This is a genomic window from Paraburkholderia sp. RL17-383-BIF-A, from assembly GCF_046028015.1.
Classification (GTDB): domain Bacteria; phylum Pseudomonadota; class Gammaproteobacteria; order Burkholderiales; family Burkholderiaceae; genus Paraburkholderia.
Genome location: NZ_JARESR010000049.1, coordinates 1 through 23,104, shown reverse-complemented (window position 1 = coordinate 23,104; position 23,104 = coordinate 1). Strand labels below are relative to the sequence as shown.

At 62.7% G+C, this 23,104-nt stretch carries 21 protein-coding genes and 1 pseudogene; 13 read left to right on the top strand and 9 right to left on the bottom strand.

Features of this window, described 5'->3' with window-relative positions; translation table 11 throughout:
• Positions 1-238: 238 nt before the first annotated feature.
• Complete coding sequence (locus tag P0D71_RS33775; protein WP_091807142.1) at positions 239-436, top strand: DUF3311 domain-containing protein; 198 nt, start codon at positions 239-241, stop codon at positions 434-436.
• Positions 433-1,914 carry a monocarboxylate uptake permease MctP gene (gene mctP, locus P0D71_RS33770; RefSeq protein WP_408299980.1) on the top strand — a complete coding sequence of 494 codons (1,482 nt, stop codon included), beginning with the start codon at positions 433-435 and terminating at the stop codon, positions 1,912-1,914. Before P0D71_RS33775 ends, mctP begins: the two co-directional genes overlap by 4 nt.
• A gap of 158 nt (positions 1,915-2,072) precedes the next feature.
• Here the strand turns inward: mctP and P0D71_RS33765 are convergent, their stop codons facing one another.
• The gene (locus tag P0D71_RS33765) at positions 2,073-3,023 is read right to left on the bottom strand and encodes a LysR family transcriptional regulator (protein WP_091807147.1); all 951 of its coding nucleotides are present in this window, start codon (positions 3,021-3,023) and stop codon (positions 2,073-2,075) included.
• Between the two features lie 310 nt (positions 3,024-3,333).
• Here P0D71_RS33765 and P0D71_RS33760 point away from each other — a divergent pair, with 310 nt between their 5' ends.
• Positions 3,334-4,779 carry a putative bifunctional diguanylate cyclase/phosphodiesterase gene (locus P0D71_RS33760; protein WP_408483679.1) on the top strand — a complete coding sequence of 482 codons (1,446 nt, stop codon included), beginning with the start codon at positions 3,334-3,336 and terminating at the stop codon, positions 4,777-4,779.
• Positions 4,780-4,834: 55 nt separating this feature from the next.
• On the opposite strand, the gene P0D71_RS33755 is transcribed toward P0D71_RS33760, so the two are convergent.
• Positions 4,835-6,067 (bottom strand): NAD(P)/FAD-dependent oxidoreductase, encoded by a 1,233-nt coding sequence (locus tag P0D71_RS33755; protein ID WP_408483678.1) that lies wholly within the window; start codon positions 6,065-6,067, stop codon positions 4,835-4,837.
• Between the two features lie 359 nt (positions 6,068-6,426).
• Here P0D71_RS33755 and P0D71_RS33750 point away from each other — a divergent pair, with 359 nt between their 5' ends.
• Genes P0D71_RS33750 through P0D71_RS33735 form a run of 4 tightly spaced genes read left to right on the top strand, consistent with a single transcriptional unit; the run spans position 6,427 to position 11,158 of the window.
• Positions 6,427-7,224 carry a DUF3348 domain-containing protein gene (locus P0D71_RS33750; RefSeq protein WP_408483677.1) on the top strand — a complete coding sequence of 266 codons (798 nt, stop codon included), beginning with the start codon at positions 6,427-6,429 and terminating at the stop codon, positions 7,222-7,224.
• Between the two features lie 10 nt (positions 7,225-7,234).
• The gene (locus P0D71_RS33745; protein ID WP_408483676.1) at positions 7,235-9,853 is read left to right on the top strand and encodes a DUF802 domain-containing protein; all 2,619 of its coding nucleotides are present in this window, start codon (positions 7,235-7,237) and stop codon (positions 9,851-9,853) included.
• Positions 9,850-10,497 carry an OmpA family protein gene (locus tag P0D71_RS33740; protein WP_408185156.1) on the top strand — a complete coding sequence of 216 codons (648 nt, stop codon included), beginning with the start codon at positions 9,850-9,852 and terminating at the stop codon, positions 10,495-10,497. Before P0D71_RS33745 ends, P0D71_RS33740 begins: the two co-directional genes overlap by 4 nt.
• Positions 10,490-11,158 (top strand): DUF2894 domain-containing protein, encoded by a 669-nt coding sequence (locus P0D71_RS33735; RefSeq protein ID WP_408483675.1) that lies wholly within the window; start codon positions 10,490-10,492, stop codon positions 11,156-11,158. The genes P0D71_RS33740 and P0D71_RS33735 overlap by 8 nt, the downstream gene beginning before the upstream one ends.
• A 53-nt stretch (positions 11,159-11,211) precedes the next feature.
• On the opposite strand, the gene P0D71_RS33730 is transcribed toward P0D71_RS33735, so the two are convergent.
• Entirely contained in the window at positions 11,212-11,505 is a 294-nt protein-coding gene (locus tag P0D71_RS33730) for a TFIIB-type zinc ribbon-containing protein (RefSeq protein ID WP_091807162.1), read from the bottom strand.
• 84 nt (positions 11,506-11,589) lie between these two features.
• Positions 11,590-12,342: a TerC family protein gene (locus P0D71_RS33725; RefSeq protein ID WP_408185159.1), complete on the bottom strand. Its 753-nt coding sequence runs from the start codon at positions 12,340-12,342 to the stop codon at positions 11,590-11,592.
• A gap of 120 nt (positions 12,343-12,462) precedes the next feature.
• Between P0D71_RS33725 and P0D71_RS33720 the strand changes: the two genes are divergently transcribed.
• Positions 12,463-13,344, top strand: coding sequence for a LysR family transcriptional regulator (locus P0D71_RS33720; RefSeq protein WP_091807166.1), 882 nt, complete (start codon positions 12,463-12,465; stop codon positions 13,342-13,344).
• On the opposite strand, the gene P0D71_RS33715 is transcribed toward P0D71_RS33720, so the two are convergent.
• From P0D71_RS33715 to P0D71_RS33705, 3 genes are all read right to left on the bottom strand, one after another.
• Positions 13,317-13,778 (bottom strand): TerB family tellurite resistance protein, encoded by a 462-nt coding sequence (locus P0D71_RS33715; RefSeq protein ID WP_091807168.1) that lies wholly within the window; start codon positions 13,776-13,778, stop codon positions 13,317-13,319. The genes P0D71_RS33720 and P0D71_RS33715 overlap by 28 nt on opposite strands.
• Positions 13,779-13,988: 210 nt before the next feature.
• Positions 13,989-14,444 carry a hypothetical protein gene (locus tag P0D71_RS33710; protein ID WP_408483674.1) on the bottom strand — a complete coding sequence of 152 codons (456 nt, stop codon included), beginning with the start codon at positions 14,442-14,444 and terminating at the stop codon, positions 13,989-13,991.
• Positions 14,445-14,566: 122 nt separating this feature from the next.
• Positions 14,567-14,887, bottom strand: coding sequence for a DUF4148 domain-containing protein (locus P0D71_RS33705; RefSeq protein ID WP_408299965.1), 321 nt, complete (start codon positions 14,885-14,887; stop codon positions 14,567-14,569).
• 186 nt (positions 14,888-15,073) lie between these two features.
• On the opposite strand from P0D71_RS33705, the gene P0D71_RS33700 reads away from it, so the two are divergent.
• The gene (locus tag P0D71_RS33700; RefSeq protein ID WP_408299963.1) at positions 15,074-15,265 is read left to right on the top strand and encodes a hypothetical protein; all 192 of its coding nucleotides are present in this window, start codon (positions 15,074-15,076) and stop codon (positions 15,263-15,265) included.
• A gap of 133 nt (positions 15,266-15,398) precedes the next feature.
• Positions 15,399-16,148, top strand: coding sequence for a hypothetical protein (locus tag P0D71_RS33695; RefSeq protein ID WP_408300206.1), 750 nt, complete (start codon positions 15,399-15,401; stop codon positions 16,146-16,148).
• 93 nt (positions 16,149-16,241) lie between these two features.
• Here the strand turns inward: P0D71_RS33695 and P0D71_RS33690 are convergent, their stop codons facing one another.
• Both P0D71_RS33690 and P0D71_RS33685 read right to left on the bottom strand, forming a co-directional pair.
• Complete coding sequence (locus P0D71_RS33690) at positions 16,242-17,738, bottom strand: HAMP domain-containing sensor histidine kinase (RefSeq protein ID WP_408483673.1); 1,497 nt, start codon at positions 17,736-17,738, stop codon at positions 16,242-16,244.
• Positions 17,735-18,481, bottom strand: a complete 747-nt coding sequence (locus P0D71_RS33685) for a response regulator transcription factor (RefSeq protein WP_408483672.1) — start codon at positions 18,479-18,481, stop codon at positions 17,735-17,737. Before P0D71_RS33685 ends, P0D71_RS33690 begins: the two co-directional genes overlap by 4 nt.
• A gap of 265 nt (positions 18,482-18,746) precedes the next feature.
• Between P0D71_RS33685 and P0D71_RS33680 the strand changes: the two genes are divergently transcribed.
• The 3 genes and pseudogenes from P0D71_RS33680 to P0D71_RS33670 form a co-directional block, all read left to right on the top strand.
• On the top strand, positions 18,747-20,615 hold the full coding sequence (locus P0D71_RS33680) for a cytochrome c biogenesis protein DipZ (RefSeq protein WP_408483671.1): 1,869 nt from the start codon (positions 18,747-18,749) through the stop codon (positions 20,613-20,615).
• Between the two features lie 53 nt (positions 20,616-20,668).
• Positions 20,669-21,409: a peptide-methionine (S)-S-oxide reductase MsrA gene (gene msrA, locus P0D71_RS33675; protein ID WP_408483670.1), complete on the top strand. Its 741-nt coding sequence runs from the start codon at positions 20,669-20,671 to the stop codon at positions 21,407-21,409.
• A gap of 1,212 nt (positions 21,410-22,621) precedes the next feature.
• Positions 22,622-23,104 (top strand): annotated as a pseudogene (locus P0D71_RS33670) (hypothetical protein); the annotation flags it as partial.

Sequence of the window (23,104 nt, the reverse complement as noted above, 5' to 3'; positions counted from 1 at the left end):
GCTACGTATTATTACGTAGCCGGCTTACGTAGTTGCGCGCTTGTGAGGACGCTTACGAAGGCGAATACTACATCCCCGCGGCGTAATGCGCCTTGCGGGCGCTCAAGCCTGCCGCCGCGCGCATGGCGCGGCGCAAAGGGCACATCCGGTTTTGCCGTCTACTGTCAGGTAACCGGTTTCCGCGTGCTGCACCACGAGCCGTGGCGCGCGGTTTCAATAATAGACTTAGGAGAAGTTTGTGGAGACCTCCCAACCTGCCGGCCGTTCATGGCTATGGCTGATCCTGCTGATCCCGTATATCGCGTTGTTGTGGCTGCCGTTCTATAACGACACGCGTCCGTCGTTCGCGGGCTTTCCGTTCTTCTACTGGTATCAGTTCTTGTGGGTGCCGTTGACCTCGCTACTGATTTACATCGTGTACCGAGGTGTCAAATGAGCGAAGTGAATCCTGTGAATCCGGTTGCGATGACCGTCTTTATCGCGTTCTTTGTTCTCGTCACCGTGATCGGCTTCTTTGCCGCGCGCTGGAAACGGGGCGATCTGACCCAGTTGCACGAATGGGGCCTCGGTGGCCGCCAGTTCGGCACGGTCATTTCGTGGTTCCTCGTGGGTGGTGACTTCTATACCGCTTATACGGTGATCGCCGTGCCCGCGCTGGTCTATTCGGTGGGCGCGTATGGCTTCTTTGCGCTGCCTTACACGATCATCGTCTATCCGTTCGTGTTCGCGGTAATGCCGAAACTGTGGAAGATCGCGCATGCGAAAAACCACATCACGGCAGCGGACTACGTGCAGGGCGAATACGGCGGCAAGTGGTTCCCGGCAGCGGTCGCCTTGACCGGCATTGTCGCGACGATGCCGTATATCGCGTTGCAACTGGTGGGCATGCAGGTCGTGATCAAGGGGCTCGGCGTGACCGGCGAAATGCCGCTGATCGTCGCCTTCGTGATTCTCGCGCTCTATACCTACGCGAGCGGCCTGCGGGCGCCGGCAATGATCGCGTTCGTGAAGGACATCATGATCTACATCGTCGTGATCGCGGCGGTGTGGCTGATTCCGGCCAAGCTCGGTGGCTACGCGCATGTGTTCGACGCGGCCGATACGTATTTCAAGGCCAAGGGCGGCGCGACCGGCATCATTCTGAAGCCGACACAATTCACCGCGTATGCGTCGCTGGCTTTGGGTTCGGCGCTGGCGGCCTTCATGTATCCGCATACCATGACGGCGGTGCTGTCGTCCTCGTCGGCGAATACGGTGCGCAAGAATGCGATCTTCCTGCCGGCGTACACGCTGCTGCTGGGTCTGATCGCGTTGCTCGGTTATATGGCGATCGCGGCCGGCGTGCATGTGAAATCCGCTTCGGACATGGTGCCGGCGCTCTTCAACACGCTGTTCCCGTCGTGGTTCGTCGGCTTCGCGGCGGCGGCGATTGCAATCAGCGCGCTGGTGCCCGCGGCCATCATGTCGATCGGCGCGGCCAATCTGTTCACGCGCAATTTGTGGCGTCCGCTGGTTTCGCCGAATATCTCGCCTGAAGGCGAGGCTTCCACGGCGAAGATCGTTTCGCTCGTCGTGAAGTTCGGTGCGCTGCTGTTCATCGTGTTCCTGCCGACGCAGTATGCGATCGACCTGCAACTGCTGGGCGGCGTGTGGATTCTGCAGATTTTCCCGGCTATCGTGTTCTCGCTGTACACGCGTCGTTTGAATACGACGGGCCTGTTCCTCGGCTGGCTGGTCGGCATTGTGATCGGCACGAGCCTCGCGATCATTCAAGGGCTCAAGCCGGTATATGCACTGCATCTCGGTGACGCGGTCTACCCGGTCTATATCGGCCTGATCGCGCTGGTGGCCAATATCGTCGTGAGTTTTGTCGTATCGGTTCTGTCGCCGCGCAGAGTGGTGGCTGCAGCCTAAGCCTGACCGACTCACGGTCTGGTCAATGAACGCCGCGGACTTTATTGTTCGCGGCGTTTTTTATTGTGGGTTCGATCTGGACACACGAGCTGACCAGGTATGTCGCGATTAGGCCCGGCGCAGCGCCCGGTTCGTAATGAAAAGCCGCGCGTTGGCCGCTAAACCAGTATTTCCACCGAATGCGTCGCGCGCAGCGTGTCCGGCGTTCGCGACCACGATTCGTCGCGGATCGTATCGATCAGGCAGTCGATAAAACACATCGCCGCAGCGTCCGAAGGTTGACCGGCGCGCGTGATGATCCCGACCATCGACTCGTCGAGCTGCTCCCGCACGGGGATCGCGCATAAGCCCTCGCGGGCCGCGCACAATTCGATGAGCGGCCACGGAAAGATGCTGACCATGTCCATGCGCTTGATCAGCGGCAAGGCGACGGTCAACGAGTGAAGGAAGTGAATACTGCGCGGCGCGGGCAAGCCGTGCTGCAGGAACATCCGGTACGGCGCCTGCCCTTCGGTTTCGGGGTCGAGCGCGACGAGCCAGTCGAGATCGAGCAGATCGGTCAGTGACCGGCTGTTCGCGCGCGGATGATCCTGCCGCGCGACGATGGCGAGGCTCGAAGAAAACAGCGGCCGGTAGTTGAACTCGCAGTTAGTCATCCCTGGTGTTTGCCTGCCGACGAAGATGTCGAGGCTGCCGTCGCGCAAACGCGGGTTGGCGATGGCGATCAAGCCTTCGAAGACGTTCAGCTGGATGTCCGGCATTCTTTCGCGAAAGCGCGCGACCGCCTCCGGCAGAAACGTCATCGCAACCCATGCCGTTACGGCAATCGAGAGTCGCCCGTTTGGATCGCCGCGCATTGAATCCACGGCCTGATGCGCGCGCGCCATCTGCGCGACGATAAGCCGCGCATGGGCGAGCAGCGTCTGCCCGCATTCGGTCAGTGTGACGCCCGACGAAGTGCGGGCGACGAGCTGCATTCGTACGGCTTCTTCCAGATACTGAAGGCTTTGAGTGACTGCAGCGGGTGATGAATTGAGCAGTCGCGCGGCCCCGCGGACGCTGCCCGCGTCCGCAATGGCGACAAGCGCACGTAGCTGGTGAATTTTCATTTTTGATTGTGTGGTTCGTGCGGCGTGCAGCAAAGTGTTCACCTTTGCTTTACGCGTTCACTCGGACGACCCGTTTTCGTGCGGGCGATGCCGGGATATCGTGGCGGCACTGTTACGAATGCCACCCCGAGGTGTTCACGCCGCGCAGCTTGTTCAAGTCTCCCTGCTCCGGCCCTGTCTGTCAATTCGTTATGCGCGTTGGCAATGCGTCACTCGTGTACAGCGGCCCGAAGGGTCGATGCTGGCGCGATTGGTCCACCCCTTTCCGGCCGTTCTCCCCGGACGAAGTGTAAAGTGCAGGAGTGCAAAGATGACTCACCCAGCGACCAACAGCCGCATGCAAGCGCGTGCAAGCGATTCAATCTCCTGTTTGCCTCGCGACGAAGCCGCACGCACCATGCGCTGCGGTGCGAGTACTGTTCAGCCGGAGCCTGTTCACCACGCCGGCTATGCGTTGGTACTCGACTCGCTTACCCGTTTGCACAATCGCGTCTACGTTGCTGAGTGCCTTCAGCATTTACTAAAATCGCCGCGCGCGGCACGCATTGCCGTGCTGTTCGTCAATCTCGATGGCTTCAGCAAGATCAACGATCATGGCGGTTACGATGTCGGCGACTACGTTTTGCGCGACGTCGCGGGCCGGCTCAAGGGAGTGATCGGTGAACGTGGTCTGTTGGGGCGCATCGGTGGCGACGGATTTCTCATCGTCGTCGACGACCGCGGCAACCCGCTGACGATCTGCGCCTACGCGCGCCGGATCTTCGAGCTGTTCACCGCACCGATCGAGGTCGGCGACAGTGAATATTACGTGGGCGTGTCGATCGGCATTTCCCGCTCCTGCGGTGAAGCACGCGACGCAGCCGCACTGATTCGCGACGCCGGTCTCGCGATGAGCCACGCGAAGCAGCACGGCCGGAACCGTGCGCAATACTTCACGGCTGACATGCAATGCGAGCTGCAACGCCGCTTCAGGATCGAAGCGTTGTTACGCGGCGCACGGGCGGCCGGTGAACTCAAGCTCGTTTATCAACCGATCGTCGACAGTGCCTCGGGCGAGACGGTCGGCGCGGAAGCTTTGCTGCGCTGGACCCATAGCGAGTTGGGCGAGGTCGCTCCCGCCGAGTTCATTCCGGTTGCCGAAGAAGCCGGTCTGATGGAGAGCATCGGAGACTGGGTGCTGGAACAGGCTTGCGCGCAGGCCGGGCAATGGCGCTGGAGCCTTGCGCCGCAACTCGCTGTCTCCGTCAACATTTCGCCGCTCCAGGTCAACGAACGCTTCGTGCGGCACGTTGCTGCGTGTCTCGAGCGCAATGGGCTCGATCCATCGGCGCTGCAACTGGAGATAACGGAAGGCATGTTGTTGCCGAATGACCCGGTGGTGTCGGCGTCCACGGCGGCGCTTGCGAAACTCGGCGTCAAGCTCGCCATCGACGACTTCGGTACGGGCTATGCGTCGCTGTCCTATCTGAAGCGCTTCGCCTTGCACAATCTGAAGATCGATCGCTCGTTCGTCGCGGGCCTGCCGCACGATCGCGATTCGGTCGCGATCGTGCTTGCGCTCGTGACGATGGCGCACGCATGCGGCATGACGACGACAGCCGAGGGCGTGGAAACACACGAGCAGGCGACGGCTCTGTTCGAGATGGGTTGCGACATGCTGCAGGGTTACTTCTTCAGTCGTCCTGTAAGCGCGGCGGAATTCGGCGGCGCGTTGTCCGCCGCCGATCTCGGCAATAAATGGTGCGCCGTGCGGTAGCGATCCATAACGAACAATGGAGCTGCCGGTATGTTGCCGCCGGCGAGGCTTGCCGTTAGAAGCGCTCCACGCTGAACGGCCGCGGGTACACGACGGTGGCTTCGCCGGTCATCATTTCGGCGACGAGGCGTCCTGTGATCGGACCTAGCGTGAGCCCATGATGTGCGTGACCGAACGCGAACCATAAACCGTCGTGCTTTTTCGCGGGGCCGATGATCGGCATCATGTCCGGCGTGCAGGGGCGCCGGCCCATCCACGGTTCGGCATCCAGACGTTCGCCCAGCGGAAAAAGCGCGCGGGCGGCCGGTTCGACGGCGGCGAGCTGCGTCGGCGTTTTCGGCGCGTCGAGGTGGGCGATTTCCGCGCCCGTCGTTAAGCGGATGCCGCGTGCCATGGGCGCCAGCACGTAGCCGTTTTCCGCGTCGAGCACCGGCTGATGCAGGCGGGCCGTTCCCTGCGGCGCGTAGTGCATGTGATATCCGCGTTTGACCGCAAGCGGCAAGCGATAACCGAGGCGCGCGCTCGCGCGATCCGACCACGGCCCCAACGCCACGACAGCGGACGCTGCCGAGATCGTGCCTTCCTCCGTATCGACTTGCCAGCCTTCGCGAAGCGTATCCGCATCGCCGATAAAAAACCGTCCGCCCAGCGTTTCGAAATACTTCGCGTACGCGGTGACGAGTGCGTTCGGGTCGCTCACGGAATCGGATTGCGGATAGCGCACGCCACCCACGAGCGTCTTGTCGAGATCGGGCTCGATCTGCTGCAGGCGGGCGGCGTCGAGCGTTTCGAACTGGACCTCGTATTCCCTGTGCCAACGTTCGGCGACAAGCGCTTCCTTCTCGAGAACCGCTTCGGTGCGAAACACCTTCATCCAGCCGATCGGGCGCAGTAGCGCGCTTGCGCCGGCGTCGGCGGCTAGCGCACGGTGCTCGCTCACGCAATGCTCGATCAGCGTCGCATACGACTTCGCAATGGCGGCGTGCCTCGACGGATGAGAGTTGCGCCAGTATCGCCACAGGAAGGGCGTGGTCTTGAGGATGGCGTCGGCATGGTAGCGAACGTCCGGTGACTGATTGCGCGCGTAGCGAAGCAACGTGCCGAGTCCACGAGGAAACGCATAGGGATAGACGCCTTCGCGCTGAATCAGGCCTGCATTGCCGAACGACGTCTCATTGCCTGGCAGTTTGCGATCCACCAGCGCGACTTGGCGGCCGCGTTTCTGCAGATGCACGGCAATGCACACGCCGACAATGCCCGCCCCGAGCACAACCGTATCGAATTTCATTCTATTGACGTGCCTCGCCTGAAGTCACTTTGTTCGAAGATTTCCGCGATCCGATCGTCCGACATTCGGGTCGCGCGGCGCCGAGCGCAGGCGCAATGAAGCGAACGTTTATCTTACATGGAGTCGTCCGGATCTCAGGCCGAACCCGGCATCACGCAGCGCATGCGCAAGAACCTTGCGGCGACCGGGGGGCGTCGCGCTTCAGCGCGTTGCGCAAGCGGCTGGAGCAGCAGGCTGGAAGGCCCGTCGGCAGGGCGTTCGGCACGATCCAATGCCTCTTGCGCACGGCCGACGGATCGCACGGCAGCCGCCCCGGTCCCGTCAGCGTGTAAACTGCTGACTTTTTTGACTTCGGTGGTATGTTGCAAGCCCCCCCGCGCACCGCGCTCAGCGGCCCGGCGCTCATTCGCTTACTGGCTCGCCTCGCGGATGCCGACATTCCCGAATCCAGGCAATCGCTCTCGGACCGGCTCAGCCAATGGCTCGGCTGGACCGACGCCATTGCGCTGTCCTCGGCGCTGAACGGCAATCCGCCTGCTGTCGCGGCCGGCGGTCGAGTTTTCGGCAGCGCCGAAGAGGCGGACTACGTGCGCGCGCGCAGTTCGCTGGCGAAGGCGATCACGGGCGACAGCGTATTCGCTGCCGCGCGGCGCCATGGACACGGGCATGGACACGGAGCCGCGCACGCGCCGTCGCGGATTGCGCCCACGGAGCCGGCGGCCGACTACGCGGTTTTTCGTCAGCGCTATCTCGCCCTCCAGCAGTCGATGGAAACGGGCATCGGCAATCTGCGCGGCCGTCTGCGAGCCATGCTGGCGGCCAGAACGCCCGCCATGGCGCGGCTCGCGGTGGTGGATGCGGTCATGGAGCGCGCCCTGAGCGAACGTGAGCGCAATCTGCTGGCTGCCGTGCCCGGGCTGCTCGCGGGGCACTTCGAGCGCTTGCGCGCGGCCGAGCAGGCGGTGCTTACCGCCGCCGAGGCCGAGGCTGCGGCCTCGGGCGACACCGCAAGCAACGCCACCGGCGACGCAACGCCGGTCACGCCCGGCGCATGGCTGAACCTGTTCCGCAAGGATATGCAAAGCGTGTTGCTTGCCGAACTGGATATTCGTTTACAACCGGTCGAAGGGTTGCTCGCCGCCCTTCGCGCCAGCTAACTGGGACACTATGTCCAGATATCGTATTGATCTCGTTGTGTTTCTGGCTGGTCTGGCCGCTGTGTGCTGGATCGCCGCCGGCTACGCCGTTTCGAACCCGTTGGCGTTGGCCGTCACTCTACTGATCGGCGCTTGCTACGTGGCGGGCGCGCTCGAATTGCACCGCTACCGCGAGGCCACTGGCACGCTGACGCGCGCCGTCGCGGGGCTGTCCGCGCCGCCGCCAAGCCTCGGCGCATGGCTCGAGCCCTTGCATCCCAGCCTGCGCAACGCGGTGCGGCTGCGTGTCGAGGGCGAGCGCGTGGCCTTGCCAGGTCCGGCGCTGACGCCTTATCTGGTCGGCTTGCTAGTGTTGCTCGGCATGCTGGGTACGCTGCTCGGCATGGTGGCCACTTTGCGCGGCACCGGCATGGCGCTGGAGAGCGCAACCGACCTGCAGGCGATCCGCGCCTCGCTGGCCGCGCCGGTCAAGGGTTTGGGCTTTGCGTTCGGCACCTCGATTGCGGGCGTGGCGAGTTCCGCCATGCTGGGGCTGCTGTCCGCGCTGTGCCGGCGCGAGCGCCTGCAGGCCGCGCAGATGCTCGACGTGAAGATCGCGACGACCTTGCGCATCTACTCGCAGAGCCATCAGCGTGAAGAAGCCTTCCGGCTCCTGCAACGTCAGGCCGAGGTGATGCCCACGCTGGTCGACCGCTTGCAGACGATGATGGGGGCCATCGAGCAGCAGAGCCTCGCCTTGAATGAGCGGCAGATCGCCAGCCAGGAGGCTTTCCACGTCCGGACCGAGGCCACTTATACGCGCCTCGCCAGTTCGGTCGAGCAGTCGTTGAAGGCGAGCGTCGCGGACAGCACGCGTGCCGCCGGCGCGGCGCTGCAGCCGGTCATGGAGGCCACGATGGCCGGTCTCGCGCGCGAAACGGCCGCGTTGCACGAGACCGTCACGCACGCCGTGCAGCGGCAACTGGACGGACTGTCGAGCGGCTTCGAGGCGAGCACCACGACCGTCGCGGACATCTGGAACAAGGCCCTTGAAGGGCATCAGCGTTCGAGTGAGGAACTGGCGCAGCACCTGCGCGACACGCTGGATCGCTTCACCGGTACGTTCGAACAGCGCTCGGCCGGTTTGCTGGACGGCGTCGCCGCACGCCTGGAAAGCGCGGTGGGTGGCGTGTCGCAGGCCTGGAACGAGGCGCTGTCGCGCCAGGAAAGCGTCGGCGAGAAGCTTGCCGCGAGCAACCAGCAAGCCCTGGCGGCGGCTGCCGCGACGTTCGAGCAGCACGCGGCGTCCCTGTTGCGCGGCGTGGGGCAGTCGCACGCGGAGTTGCAGACCGAGTTGGGCTCGAAGGACGAACAGCGGCTCGCCGCCTGGACCGAGGCGCTCGGTGCGATGGCGGCGACGCTGAGCAAGGAGTGGGAGCAGTCGGGCGCACGCACCGCGAGCCGTCAGCAGGAAATCTGCGAGACGCTGGCGCAAACCGCGCGCGACATCTCGGTCCAGACGCAGGCTCACGCGAGCAACACGATTGCCGAAATCGACCGGCTGGTCCAGGCCGCGGCGGAAGCGCCGAAGGCCGCGGCGAACCTGCAAGCGGAGTTGGCCGCGCGGGATCAGCAACGGTTGGCAGCGTGGACCGACACGCTTGGCGCGATGGCGGCGACGTTGAGCAAGGAGTGGGAGCAGTCGGGCGCACGCACCGCGAGCCGTCAGCAGGAAATCTGCGAGACGCTGGCGCAAACCGCGCGCGACATATCGGTCCAGACGCAGGCGCACGCGAGCAATACGATTGCCGAAATCGACCGGCTGGTCCAGGCCGCGGCGGAAGCGCCGAAGGCCGCGGCGAACCTGCAAGCGGAGTTGGCCGCGCGGGATCAGCAGAGGCTGGCCGCCTGGACCGAGGCGCTCGGAGCGATGGCGACGACGTTGAGCCACGAATGGGAACAGGCGGGCGCGCGCACCGCGAGCCGTCAGCAGGAAATCTGCGAGACGTTGGCGCAAACCGCGCGCGACATTTCGGCCCAGACACAGGCACACGCGAGCAGCACGATCGCCGAGATCGGGCAACTCGTGCAAGCGGCTTCGGAAGCACCCAAAGCCGCCGCCGAAGTCGTCGCCGAATTACGCCAGAAACTCTCCGACAGCATGGTGCGCGATACCGCGATGCTGCAGGAGCGCAGCCGCTTGCTCGAAACGCTGGAAACGCTGCTCGACGCGGTCAATCACGCATCCACCGAGCAGCGCACGGCCGTCGACGCGCTCGTCGCCACTTCGGCGGATTTGCTGGAGCGCGTGGGGACACGCTTCACCGACAGGATCGAACTCGAAACCGGCAAGCTGGGCTCGGTGGCCGCGCAAGTCACCGGCAGCGCTGTCGAAGTAGCGAGCCTCGGCGAAGCGTTCTGCGCCGCCGTGCAAGTGTTCGGCGAGTCGAACGACAAGCTGGTCGCGCACCTGCAGCGTATCGAAACCGCACTCGACAAATCGCTCGCGCGCAGCGACGAACAGCTTGCGTATTACGTGGCGCAGGCGCGGGAAGTCATCGACCTGAGCGTGATGTCGCAGAAGCAGATCGTCGAAGACCTGCAGCAGCTCGCCGGGCGGCGCGCGGCAGCCGGAGCTGAAGCGGCATGAGCGAGGACATCGACGGCGGCGTGGAGCAGGTCGCGCCGATCTGGCCGGTTTTTGGCGACCTGATGTCGGTGCTGCTCGGCGCCTTCGTACTCATCCTGGTGGGCGTCATTGGCGTGCAACTGGAGCTGTCGAACAAGCTGGAGCAGGAGGTCAAGCAACGTCAGCTCGAAACGCAGCGCCGCAAGACGCTGGAGCAGGCGCTCGCGGGCCCGCTCGCGGCCGGGCGCGTGACACTCGTGAATGGCCGCATCGGCATTAGCGGCAATGTGCTGTTCGCGCTGAACTCCGATCAATTGCAGCCGCAAGGGCGGGATCTGCTCAAGAGTCTGGCCGGGCCGCTCTCGGCGTATCTCGGCGCCAATGACGAGATCCTGATGGTGAGCGGCTTTACCGACGACCAGCGTTTGCGCGAAGGCAACCGTCGTTTCGCCGATAACTGGGAATTGTCGGCGCAACGCGCGTTGACGGTGACGCGCGCGTTGATCGACGACGGCGTGCCTGCCTCGTCGCTCTTTGCGGCCGCGTTCGGCTCCGGCCAACCCGTGAGTTCGAACGCCGACGAGCAGGGACGCGCCAAAAACCGGCGCGTGGAAATCGCGCCGGTCCCGCGACCGTCGTCTTCCACGGTGAAACCTCGTGAGTAAGCCCGACAGCGATCCGGCAAACGGAGCCCGGGCGACGCTCGACGCGTGGCGCGCGCGCGGCGCCGATCGTCTGGATCCGGTCCGCTTTCATTTCATCGAGGCGCTGGCCCGGCGCGCGGCCGGCCACAGCGGCGAGGCGCGACGGATTCTGGATGACCGGTTAGCCGGTCTGCTGGAAGCGTATGGTGGGCAGATCGAACGTTCAGAAAGTTCGACGGACGATGCCGACGCCTTAAGGCGCGCGGACCGCACGGCGTCGTTGCCAGACGAGCCCGCGCAGGCAACGCTGAAGAGCCTCGTCGACTCCATCGCGAGTCAACATGCGCTGGCGACGAACGGCTCGCCGCGATCCGCCTCGTACCCGGAACTGGCGGAACTCGATTACTTCAGGGAAGTCTGGTCCAAAGTCCGTACCGAGAAGCAGATGCGGCAGTCGCTCGAGCAGGTGCCTGGCAACGCCGGTCCGCTGAACTCGAGCAGCCTCGTGCATCGTGCGCTCTCGCTCATGCGCGAGGTATCGCCCGGTTATCTCAAGCAGTTCCTCTCCTATGTCGACGCCTTGTCGTGGATGGAGCAGATCAACGGCGCCACGGCGCCGGTGGGTAAAGAGGCCCCGCGCGCCGGTACCCCCGGCAAGAGCGCTCGCGGCAAAGCACGCTAACGGTGGCGGCGACGGCATACTGCCGGCGCCTTTTTCATCCTGACTGGCGCTGCTCAGTCGAAATCGAACACGTCGAAAATCGAGCGCTTTTTCTTTTGCGTCCGATAGTCCGTTCGACGATCGTCGTACCCACGGTGGCTGTCGTACGAGTGTTCCCGATCACGGTGGCCCTCACGACTTGCGCGTGTCGCGGGCGCCGTGTCGAGGCTCGCGGCGTCCTGCGCGATCAGCTTGTCGAGTTCACCGCGATCGAGCCACACGCCGCGGCAGTCCGGGCAGTAGTCGATTTCGATCGAGCGGCGCTCGGTCATCAGCAGGTCGGTGGTCTTGCATACAGGGCATTTCATGGTGTCGCTCCTCAAGAGTAGAAAGGCATCGAACGCTCGATCGTGCGAGCCGTCCGATCCGTCAACAACTTCCCGCGCTATCGGTCATTCCCCGGTGCTGGGCACGCGCTTCGACTTCGCGCGGCGCACCAGCATGTTCATCGCCTCGACGAACGCGGAGAAAGCCATCGCCACGTAGATGTATGTTTTCGGCACGTGTGAGCCAAAACCTTCAGCAATGAGCGTCATGCCGATCACGAGCAGGAAACTCAGCGCGAGCGTGACGATGGTCGGATTACGATCGATGAAGCGTGACAGCGGACGCGCTGCGAACAGCATGACCAGCACCGCGCTGATCACCGCGATGAACATGATCGGCATATGGTCCGTCATGCCGACCGCCGTGATGATGCTGTCGACCGAAAACACGATATCGAGCAACAGGATCTGGCCGATCGCGCCTGCCACGGTCAACTGCACGGTGCTGCTCGCGTTGCCGCGTTCTTCTTCCGCATGCACCACGTGGTGGTGAATCTCACGCGTCGCCTTCCAGACGAGGAACAGACCACCACCGAGCAGGATCAGATCGCGCCACGAAAACGCATGGCCGAACAGCGTGACGGCGGGCGCGGTCAACTGGGCAATCCAGGCAACCGTACCGAGCAGGCCCAGTCGCAGCACGAGCGCGAGCATGATGCCCAGACGCTGCGTGCGGGCGCGTTGCGCTTCCGGCAGCTTGTTGCTGAGGATCGAGATGAAAATCAGGTTGTCGATGCCGAGCACGATCTCCATCACGACCAGCGTGAGGAGCGCTGCCCATGCAGCAGGATCGGAAGCGAGTGTGAGCAGAAAGTCCATGGTGTCCGTAAGCGAATGAATGCAGGTAACGTCGGAATAGCGTCATGATCGCCGCCACCGAATTTCGAATAAATCAGTGATAATCTGATCGTTATATCGATTTTTTCGAAGTGTTACGCCATGCTCAACTACCGTCATCTGTACTATTTCTGGATCGTCGTGAAGGAAGGCGGCTTTGCGCGCGCGGCCGAGCGGCTCGATATGGCGGTTCAGACCATTAGCGCGCAGGTGCGCGAGCTGGAAAAATCGATCGGCCGCCAGCTGTTGAAACCGGCCGGGCGCGGCGTCACGATGACGGAGGCCGGCGAGACGGCATTCAATCGCGCGGAGCAGATTTTTCAGATCGGCGAGGCGTTGCTCGACGAGATGCGCGAGGCGGGTGGGGAAGGCGTGGCGCGGCTCGCGGTGGGTCTTTCCGACGGCATTTCAAAGCTCGCGGCACACGCGCTGCTGGCGCCGGTGCTCGGCACGCCGTCGCTCAGGCTCTTGTGCCACGAGGGTGAGCATGCGGAGCTGATGTCGGAGCTTGCGCTGCACAGGCTCGATCTGGTGCTCGCGTGCCAGCCGGCGCCGCACAATGCCGACCTGCGCGTGTTGAGCCAGCGCCTTGCGGGTTCGCCGGTCGATTGGTACGGCCCGGCGGAGATGGTCCGCAAGTCCGCGCGCGCGGGCTTTCCGCAGTGCCTCGCAGAGGTGCCTCTGCTTCTGCCCACCCGGCACGCCGCGTTGCGCGCACGCCTTGACCGGTGGTTCGAGGCGCAAGGCATCCGGCCGCGCATTGTCGGCGAGTTCGAGGACAGCGCGTTGATGGCGGTGTTTGCCGCGCGCGGCCTCGGCGTATTCCCGCTCGCGGAACTGGGCGCGGAAGACCTGTCGCTGCTGCGAGGCCTGCGCTGGCTCGGCCGCGCGGACGGCGTGATCGAAGAGATCCACGCCATCCGGTCGCGTCGCGGCCAACATCACGGCCTGGCGTCTCAGGTGGTGGCCGGCGCGCGGTTATAACTACGCAGCACGTGCGAGGGGAGGCCCTGACGTCGCGCGGCAGGCGTCAGATTGGGGCCCCACGCATTCAATACGGCGGCAAGCACGGCGATTTCACCGTCCGCCAGAAAGTCGTCGGCGACCGCCACGGCCACGCATAGGCGAATCACCTTGCGACGCAGCGCGGGATCGTCGATCTCGTCGATCAAGGTCGTCAGCATGGCCGGATCGAGATGACCCACCGGCGGCGCAAACGAAGGCTGTGCGACCGAGTGATCCTCGCATAGCGTCTGCACGATCTGCTCGAATTGTGCCGGTGCGAGACCGAGTTCGCCGGCAATATCCAGTCTGTCCAGCACACGCTCTTCCGAGCTGCTAACGTGGCCGTCGGCGGTGAGAGCGAGCGCGACGATGCGTGCTGCGGCTTGCGGGCTGTTACGGGGATAGGTGCGCATGATAGGGTCCTTTCGCGGATATGTCCGTAGTGAAGATGAACCCAGTCTGCGGCATTCAAGGGATCGAATAAACTTGCCAATTGCGAAGCAATGGTTCGGAAAAGACGAAGCTTTCCGGTTAGCCAATCGTGCTGGATGCGCTCGACGGGTCACCGATGAGAAGTTGAAGTTCCTGCCTCCTCACCGGGGAACCATGCGGCCGTTATCGATTTAAAGCGGATGTAGCTTGCCGTTGAGGTCCATCGACCACTTCGAGCCATCGCCGAATGTGAGGACGCCGTTCATCGCGTCGATATGCGTCGGTTTGCCGACGGGCTCTTTCGTTGTTCCTCCGACAATACGAGCCATGTCGGAAGAGGTCATTTCTTCGTTGCGATGCAACTCGTCGATCTTCAGTTCTTTCATGACGTGCTCCTTGAGAAAGATTATTTGGTTGAGCACGTTGATGAGTGCTCGGCTAGTCATAGCGCACAGGACGTGCCAGTTTCGCTTTTGCACCGCCAAGCCGCTGATAACAAAGGAGATGCCGGCGATTAACCGCATACGGCGAAGGTGCCGGGTGGTGCGGCTAATCCAACAGTCATAGGCTTGGGTGTCGGTTGAACGACAACAGGCTTTACGCGGAGGAGGATCCACGTCGAACAGGGCGCGAATGATCGAATCCACGCTTCGAAGCAGATCGCTCAGCGCTGCGCTTACTGCCTCTACGCCGATCTCTGTTTTTGCCGGAGCGGCGTCAATCGAAGGGCGAGCCCGCTTTCCGCAGGTTCGCCCATCCAGAATTGCCGTTAATGCATCGGCATGGTCTGCATTGCCGGCGGGTTGTCATTGAGCGCATTCTTTTGGGCTGCGTGCATGGCGGCGACTTTTCTTTCCGCTTCCTGAATGTCGGCGGGATAGTCGTTGTCGTCGCCTCGGGACGGGTCATATCCAGCGGCTTCCAGTTCCTCGAGTTCATGGCGCACTTCGGCGCGCGTGACCTGGTGCGTGCCGGGCATGGCAGACGTTTGCGCATAGACCCCGGTCGAACTCACCAGAAGGGCGGCGCTCACGACGAATGCGCCAGACAGGGCCCGCGCGGCGAGCCGGTTCAGCGAGATCAGTTTCATGTCAATACTCCTCAATGTGCGAGCGCAATGTTCGAACTCGACGTGAGCCGGCATCAGCACGCTCTGAACCGGTAAACCGTCGGAATGGATTTCTTATTCCGGGTGACGTGTTTAAAAGGAGAGCGGGAATAACCACGTGAAATGCGGCGTCTTACAGTCGTGAAGACACGAATTGGGGGTGCTCAAATGGACATCATCGACATGGCCCGTCAGTCAGGAATGGCGGTTATTCTCGACGGCCGGATAGGCCGGGAGGAATACCACAGCGTTTGCGGTTCACTGTCGGCACTTCAGAAATTTGCCGACGCTATTCGCCATACGGCGGTGAACCGTAGAACGGACGACAACCGGCAGGAACGGTCTGCGCGTGGGGCCTGACATGTTTCGAACACGTAACCCCGCTGGGACGACACCGTGCCCGGCTGACTATCCGCGAGCCGCCCGACGCGAGACGATATCGGTGCTGCGTCGGCCGCCGGGTTTGTCCGTGCTCAATGTCAGGGAGTCGACCGTGCATACGTTACTGCGCCGTTTTCAGCTCGTGTCCGGCGTGGTTTTGCTGATCTACCTCTTTCTGCATCTGGTCAATCACGCGCTGGGGATCTGGTCGCTGGATCTTGCCGGGCGCGGTCTCGTGCTGGCACTGCGGTTGTGGCGCAGCGTGCCTGGTACCGTGCTTCTGTATGGCGCGGCGTTGCTACATTTTTCGCTGGCGCTGCGAACCATCTATGGGCGCCGCTACTGGACGCTTCCGCTCACTGAATGGGTTCGACTCTGGGCGGGACTGAGTCTGCCTCTGCTGCTCATCCGGCATGCCGTGTCGACCCGTCTTGCGTCATCGCTCTATGGTTTTGAACCGAACTATGAACGCATTCTGATATCGCTCATCACTAGCGGCACGCAAGGCTTGCAGCTCGCATTGCTCGCGCCGGGCTGGTTGCACGGTTGTCTCGGACTGTGGCTGCGCATGCGTCATCATGCTATGGCGCGCCGCGCGAAGCCCGTTCTGGTTGCGCTGCTCGTTCTGTTGCCGCTGTTGTCCGCCGCGGGCTTTATACGAATGAAGCAGGCGGTCATGGCGATCAGTGCCGGGCCGTTGCAGCCCGATTCGAAACTGATCGCACATCAGGGCGCGCTCGATGCATGGCGCCACTACATTCTGCTGCTGTATCTGTCGCTGCTGATAGGCGCGTTCATCGCCGGTCAGCTACGCAACTGGCAGGAGCGTAGGCGACTTGCAAAGACAGCGATTAACGTCTGATTGCCGGGCATCGTGAAAGGCCGCTGCCGCTACGACCATGCCGACGGTCTCAGGTGCGCGCGCGTTGGCGGCAGCGAGTTCTGCTGCGATCCGTCACAGTGGCAGGCCCGCGGTGCTCGCCCTGACGGCAGCCGTAGGCAGCTCGAAGCAGAAAGTCGTGCCCGTTCCCGCGGTGTCGACCAGACGTATCTGGCTATGGTGCAGTTGCAGCATGCGCTGGACGATCAGCAACCCGAGCCCGCCGCCACGATGCGCGCCGCCGGCGCTGAATGGCCGTTCGAACAACCCCTCGCGCTGCTCGGCTGGAATGCCGGGCCCCGTGTCGCTGACCGTGACCGACACGTTGCCGTCCTTGTGCGCGAGATCGATTTCAATCGATCCTTGGGCGGGTGTGTGGCGAATCGCGTTATCGAGCAGGTTGGTCAGCACGCGTTCGATCATGCCGAGGTCAGCGCAAACATTCGGCAGACGCGGCGAAATAACCGCTCGCAACTGAATGTGCCTCGCCTCGGCCGGCAACTCGAACTTCTGAAAGACGTCCTGCACCAGATCCGTTAGCGAGAATGGCTCGAGCGCAGGTTGCACGTTGCCGTGTTCGAGCCTGGCCAGTTCGAACAGTGCCTGGGCGAGCCGTCCCACCTTGACGCTTTGCGCGAGCGCGATCGCCAGATAGCGTTTGCGCTCCGTTTCGCCGAGCGTGTCGGACTTCAACGACAGTGTCTCGAGGTAGCCGTGCAGGGAAGTCAACGGTGTGCGCAGGTCGTGCGAAATATTGGCGATCAACTCGCGGCGCTGCTGGTCCTGCCGCGTCAGCGCGCGCCATTGTTCGCCGATGCGGTTCGCCATCTGCGCAAAGGTGGTTTCGAGCACCGCGATTTCGTCGCGCGGTCCGGCTGCCGAGGAGCGCGGCACGTTCGGCTGGGTGTCGGGCTCGCCCTCCGCGTCGAAGCGGCGCATGGCGTCGGTGAGCCGGCGCAGCGGCCGCGTGATGAGGCCGAATGCCGTCAAACCGGCAAGCAGTCCCAACAAGGCAACTAGCGCCATCGACCACAACGTGGTCCGCAACACGGAACTGGCCGCCACGCGTGCGGCCAGTGCGTCGTGTTCTTCGCCGAGCAGGACCACGTAGATATACCCGGACGGCGCCTGGCCGCTCAGTTGCAGCGGCGCGGCGCTAAACACTTTCCTGCCGTCGGTGCTGCGCGGGTCGTCGCCGAGAATCGGCAGTGCCTCGCCCGCGATGAATTGCCGGATTGGCTTCAGGTTTACCTGTTCACGCTTGACGTGTCCGACAGGCGCGTCATCGCCTTTAATGCGCCCTTGATTGTCGAGCAAATACACCTCGACACTCGGATTCACCATCATCAGTTGCCCGAACAGTTGCCGGACCGCGTCGGGCCGTAAGCCGTTCGCGTCCATCAGCGTGGTGCGGCGCGCGATATGGTCGGCGAGATTGCGCGACAGGCTCTGTATGACCTCCTTTTCGTGCAGATCGCTTGAACGGATTTGCAGGAAGGCCGACGCGCCGCAGCATGCCAGCAACAGCACGGAGAAAACGAGCGAGAGCCGCTGGGTCAGCGTCAGATTCACGATGCGTCCTTCTGCGCGCCGGCGGGCGCGGGTGTGTCGCCTGGCACGGCGAGCTTGTAGCCGCGACCCCAGACGGTCAGGATGCGCTCGGGTTGGGCCGGATCCGCCTCGATCTTCGCGCGCAGCCGGTTGATATGGGTATTGACAGTGTGCTCGTAGCCTTCGTGCTGATAACCCCACACTGCATTGAGCAGGTCCATGCGCGAAAACACTTTGCCGGGATGTTGCGCGAAGTAATACAGCAGGTCGAATTCACGCGGCGTGAGTTCGATCGGCTTGCCGTCGACGGCCGCCTCGCGCGTCAGCGGATCGATTGCGAGCCCGGCAATCCGCAGGCTGCCGCCTTCGATCCGCGCATCTTTCGCCAGGGCGTCGACGCGGCGCAGCAGGGCCTTGACGCGTGCGACCAGTTCGAGCACCGAGAACGGTTTGGCGAGATAGTCGTCAGCGCCCAGTTCGAGGCCGAGAATCCGGTGCACTTCGCTCGAACGTGCGCTGGTGATGATGATCGGCGTGTAGCGCGTCATCGTGCGGGCGCGCCGGCAGATTTCGAGGCCGTCGACGCCGGGCAGCATCAGATCGAGAATCAGCGCGTCCCAGCCGCCTTGTTCGAGCAGGCGTAGCCCTTCGTTGCCGTCGGCGCTGTGCACCACTTCATAGCGCTCGTCACGCAAATGAAGACTCAGCACGTTGGCGATGTCGACGTCGTCTTCGACGATCAGGATGCGCTTCGGATTGTCCATGGTGGGTTTCAGCGGCGGTTCAGTGCGCGGTTGAGAAGCGGGGCCGGGCACGGCCGCCGGGAAAGGCGGCCATTGCGCCATTGTGCAAAATTTCCGGCCCGCGAGTTATCACATTTAATTTAACTTTTCGTGAGGACTTCGACATCGGTGGCGCTCTAGCATGTGGGCACTTTCCGCAATACCAGGCCCTGAATGAACTGTACGCCGGCTGACGCCCGAGCCCGCGTGCTCACTGTAACCGTCTACACGAACGTTCGGAACTGACATGCTACTCATCGTTCTCGCCTATCTTGGCGGCGCCCTCACCATTCTCAGCCCATGCATTCTGCCTGTGCTGCCGTTTGTTTTCGCGCGCGCCGATCAGCCGTTCGTGCGCAGCGGCTTGCCCTTGCTCGCCGGCATGGCGCTCACGTTCGCGCTCGTCGCGACGCTTGCGGCGGTGGGCGGTGGCTGGGTCACGCAGGCCAACCAGTATGGCCGCTGGCTGGCTATCGCGCTGCTGGCGATCTTCGGGCTGACGTTGTTGTTCCCGCGCTTCGCCGATCATTTGATGCGGCCGCTCGTCAGCGCCGGCAATCGTCTGTCCGATTTCGCGCAGGCGGATGGCCACCAGGTCCGCGCGGGGTCGTCGTTTCTGCTCGGCATTGCCACCGGTCTGCTCTGGGCGCCGTGCGCCGGGCCGATTCTCGGCCTCGTGCTGACCGGCGCGGCACTGCGCGGCGCGAGCGTGGGTACTACGTTGCTGCTGGCGGCTTATGCTGCCGGCGCGGCGACGTCGCTGGCGGTGGCGCTCCTGATCGGCGGCAAGGTGTTCACGGCGATGAAACGGTCATTGGGCGCGGGCGAATGGGTCCGCCGCGGAATTGGTGCAGCGATGTTGTTCGGCGTAGCTGCGATCGCGCTCGGATTCGACACCGGCGTACTCGCTCGTGTTTCGACGGTCGCCACCGGCGGTCTCGAACAGAAGCTCGTCGACACGCTTTCACCGAACGCGGCGCCGGGCAAGTCGCCGGTCGGCGAGAATCCGGCGCACGTCTCCGCCGGCGGCGCGATGAGGAGCGCCAACCCGGCGACGCAAGGCGGCGCGGTGGTCGAACCGGTCTCCGCCGCGATGTCGGGCGGCGCGATAATGCGCACCGCCGCCGCTGCGGCGCCACTGCCGGTCGAGGGTGTGCTGCCTCCGCTGAACGGCGCGGTCCAATGGCTCAATTCGCCGCCGCTTACACTGCAGGACTTGCGCGGCAAGGTCGTGCTGATCGATTTCTGGACATACTCCTGTATCAACTGCCTGCGTTCGCTGCCGTATGTCAAAGCGTGGGCGCAGAAGTACAAGGATCAGGGGCTCGTCGTGATCGGTGTGCATGCGCCGGAATTCGCCTTCGAGCGTAATATCGACAACGTGAAGAAGGCCACGCATGACCTGGGGGTCGACTACCCCGTTGCGATCGACAACAACTATGCGATCTGGCGTGCGCTGAATAATCAGTACTGGCCCGCGCACTATTTCGTCGACGCGAAAGGGCAGATTCGCTATCACCACTTTGGCGAAGGCGATTACGCGGAATCGGAAAAGGTGATCCAGCAACTGCTGGCCGAAGCGGGCCACGCGAATGCGTCGAATATCGCAATCGGTATTGCGAGCACCGGCGCACAAGGCGTGCAAGCCGCTGCCGACAACGCCGATATGCAATCGCCGGAAACCTATGTCGGTTATCAGCGCGCGGAGAACTTCGCGTCGCCGGGCGGGGCGGTCGAGGACAAGGCGCACACGTATGCAGCGCCGTCGCAACCAGCCGTGAATGACTGGGGGTTCGCCGGTTCATGGAACGTGGGTGCGGAGCAAGCCACGCTCGTCGCCGCGTCTGGACGTATCGTGTATCGCTTTCATGCGCGCGACCTGCATCTGGTGCTCGGGCCGGGTAAGGACGGCAAGCCAGTGCGGTTTCGTGTGAGTGTCGACGGTGCCGCGCCTCGCGCCTCGCACGGCACCGATGTCGCCGCTGACGGCAGCGGCATCGTGACCGGGCAACGTCTCTATCAACTGGTGCGGCAAACCGGCCAGGTCGAGGACCACACGTTCTCGATCGAGTTTCTCGATCCGGGTGTGCAGGCATTTGCCTTCACATTCGGTTAAGCCGACGCGAGCGGCCTGACTCAACTTCAAGCTGATCCAAAGGAATGACCATCATGCATACGATATCCACCCGCACCGCGTCGCCGCGGAAACGTTTCTCCGTTACTCGACTCACAGGTCTCGTTGTAGTTGCTTTGGGCGTTGTGGCCGCGCAGCACGTCGCGCATTCGGCTGAAGCCGCCACGAAGATCCCGGCTCCCGTACAGGACGAGAAGGGCGTTGCAACGCATAGTGAAACGGCGGTGCTGGCGGGAGGCTGTTTCTGGGGCGTGCAAGGTGTGTTCGAACATGTGCGTGGCGTGAAACAGGTCGCGTCCGGTTATAGCGGAGGCGCGGCTTCCACCGCGCAATACGAAACCGTCAGCGACGGCGATACGGGACACGCGGAGTCGGTGCAGATCACCTACGACCCAACGCAGATCACGTATGGGCGATTGCTGCAGATATTCTTCTCGGTTGCGCACAATCCCACAGAGTTGAACTATCAGGGCCCTGACCACGGCACGCAATATCGCTCGGCGATTTTCCCCGTGAATGCCACGCAGCGCGGTATTGCGCAGTCGTATATCGCACAACTGAACAACGCTCATGTGTTTGCTGCGCCGGTCGTGACTCGTGTGGAGGACTTCAAAGGCTTCTATACGGCGGAAAGCTATCACCAGAACTTCCTCGCGCTGCATCCGAATCACCCATACATTGCCATTAACGATTTGCCGAAAGTGGCCGACCTGAAGCGCATGTTCCCGGATCTGTATCGCAACGATCCCGTGTTGCTAGCTACGGCGGCGCAATAACATGCGTGCAGTTGCACGCAGCGCCTGACGAGTAATCGTCTGGTTCTTGTGTCTTGAGGCTCGCGGCGGACGCGAGCCTTTTTGTATTACCAATATAAAAATTGCACAGGTGAAGCGCTGAGGCTGAACGGTGCCTTTAATAAACTGACGAATCAAAGATTTGCGTTTTACGCATTGCCGCGAGGCGGAGTTTTTCCATTCACCCTCGATTCGAAAATCTCTGCCCGGATCATCTCGTAGTTTCTTGCTCTTATCACTTATCGCCCTTGAACCCCGGCACGTTACGCGGATGAAACGTTTATAATTCGTCTGCCAAAAAGTTCTGTAACTAATACCGGGCATGCGGTCGAGCACCGTTTTTCCTGTAACAGTTACGGTAGTGGTTGCCGCGCGTCGACGGACTGATTTTTGTACGCGAAGCGTGCTGGTGGAACGCTGCGCGCACTTCGATTTCGACAGCACGCTGTCGCTCGCCGACATTGAGGCGAAGGTGGCAGACCCGCACGGATCAATTGTTTTTTGGTTCCGAACCCGACTCGCAAGACGAGGACACACCTCGATCGCTGCCGAGACAACGGGTTCACGTCAATAATGGACAGTCAACGGTATACGAAAAGAAACTGGGTTGATTATTCGTCATCCTAAGTGTCTAAGTTGTTCGTGTTGGTACGAGTTTTGTTTGTCAACCATGAGGTGCGCCGGTCTGTCAGCGCGAGCCTCGGCAGATGTTCCAGTTGCTTCGGCGACCTGCATGACCCCCTTGTGGCGTTTTCCCGGTCGGGTGACCGGCGTAGCGCTTTGCGTCGCTCAGGAAAACGCTTGATTTTTTCACGCAAGCGGTGCGTGCGGTTTGATTTTGGTGCGTGTCGCGTTCGATCCACTGTGTCGAAAATCCATGCGTAGTAGCGGGTAGCGGCTTGTCGAGGGATTACTTCTCGACAGAATAGTAAGCATAACGTAATAAATAGAAGTTGGGCCGACTCTGGGTTGCAATGTTGATCGCGCCGCTATTTGGCGCTGGTCAGCCTGCGCGCACGGCGAGTAGGTCCGCCACGAATAGCAGTACATCGAAGCTTTAGCTTCGTCAGCAATGAACGCGGTCGGCGCGTTCTCAGGTTCACCTCTCTCTGTACTCAATAACGCCAAAGCGGGACGACTGGTCGATCTTGCTGAATCCTCGGGGAAAACCTGCTTTTAGCGAACTTACGGACAATGACGAGATACTTGAAACTATTGGGAGTTGCATCGGCAACAGTGTTGGCATCGTTTGCGGCGCAAAGCGCGCAGGCTCAGGCAAGCACCATCACGGTCTCGGGACAGCAATACAAGTTGTGCGCCCAGGAGAATGGCAACTGCTCTTTCCTCGGAACGGCCTCGGTGGTGTTTGGTGCGGTTCCGCCCAACGCGCCGTCGGTGATGTTGACCGCGCCGCATACGTTCAGCAATGGCGTCGGGTGCTATGTCGGCGCAGTGTCGCAGACCGACCCGGCCTATGGCTACGGCAAGTCATGCTGGATTAAGGCGGCCGCTGCAACACCGACGCCGACTCCCACGCCGACCCCGACGCCGACCCCTACCCCGACGCCTACCCCGACGCCGACGGCCACCCCCCCCCCCCCCCCCACACCCGCCACCCAACCCCCCCCCCCCCCCCCCCGCCCCCCCCCCCCGCCCGAGGCCACCCGCTTACAAAAC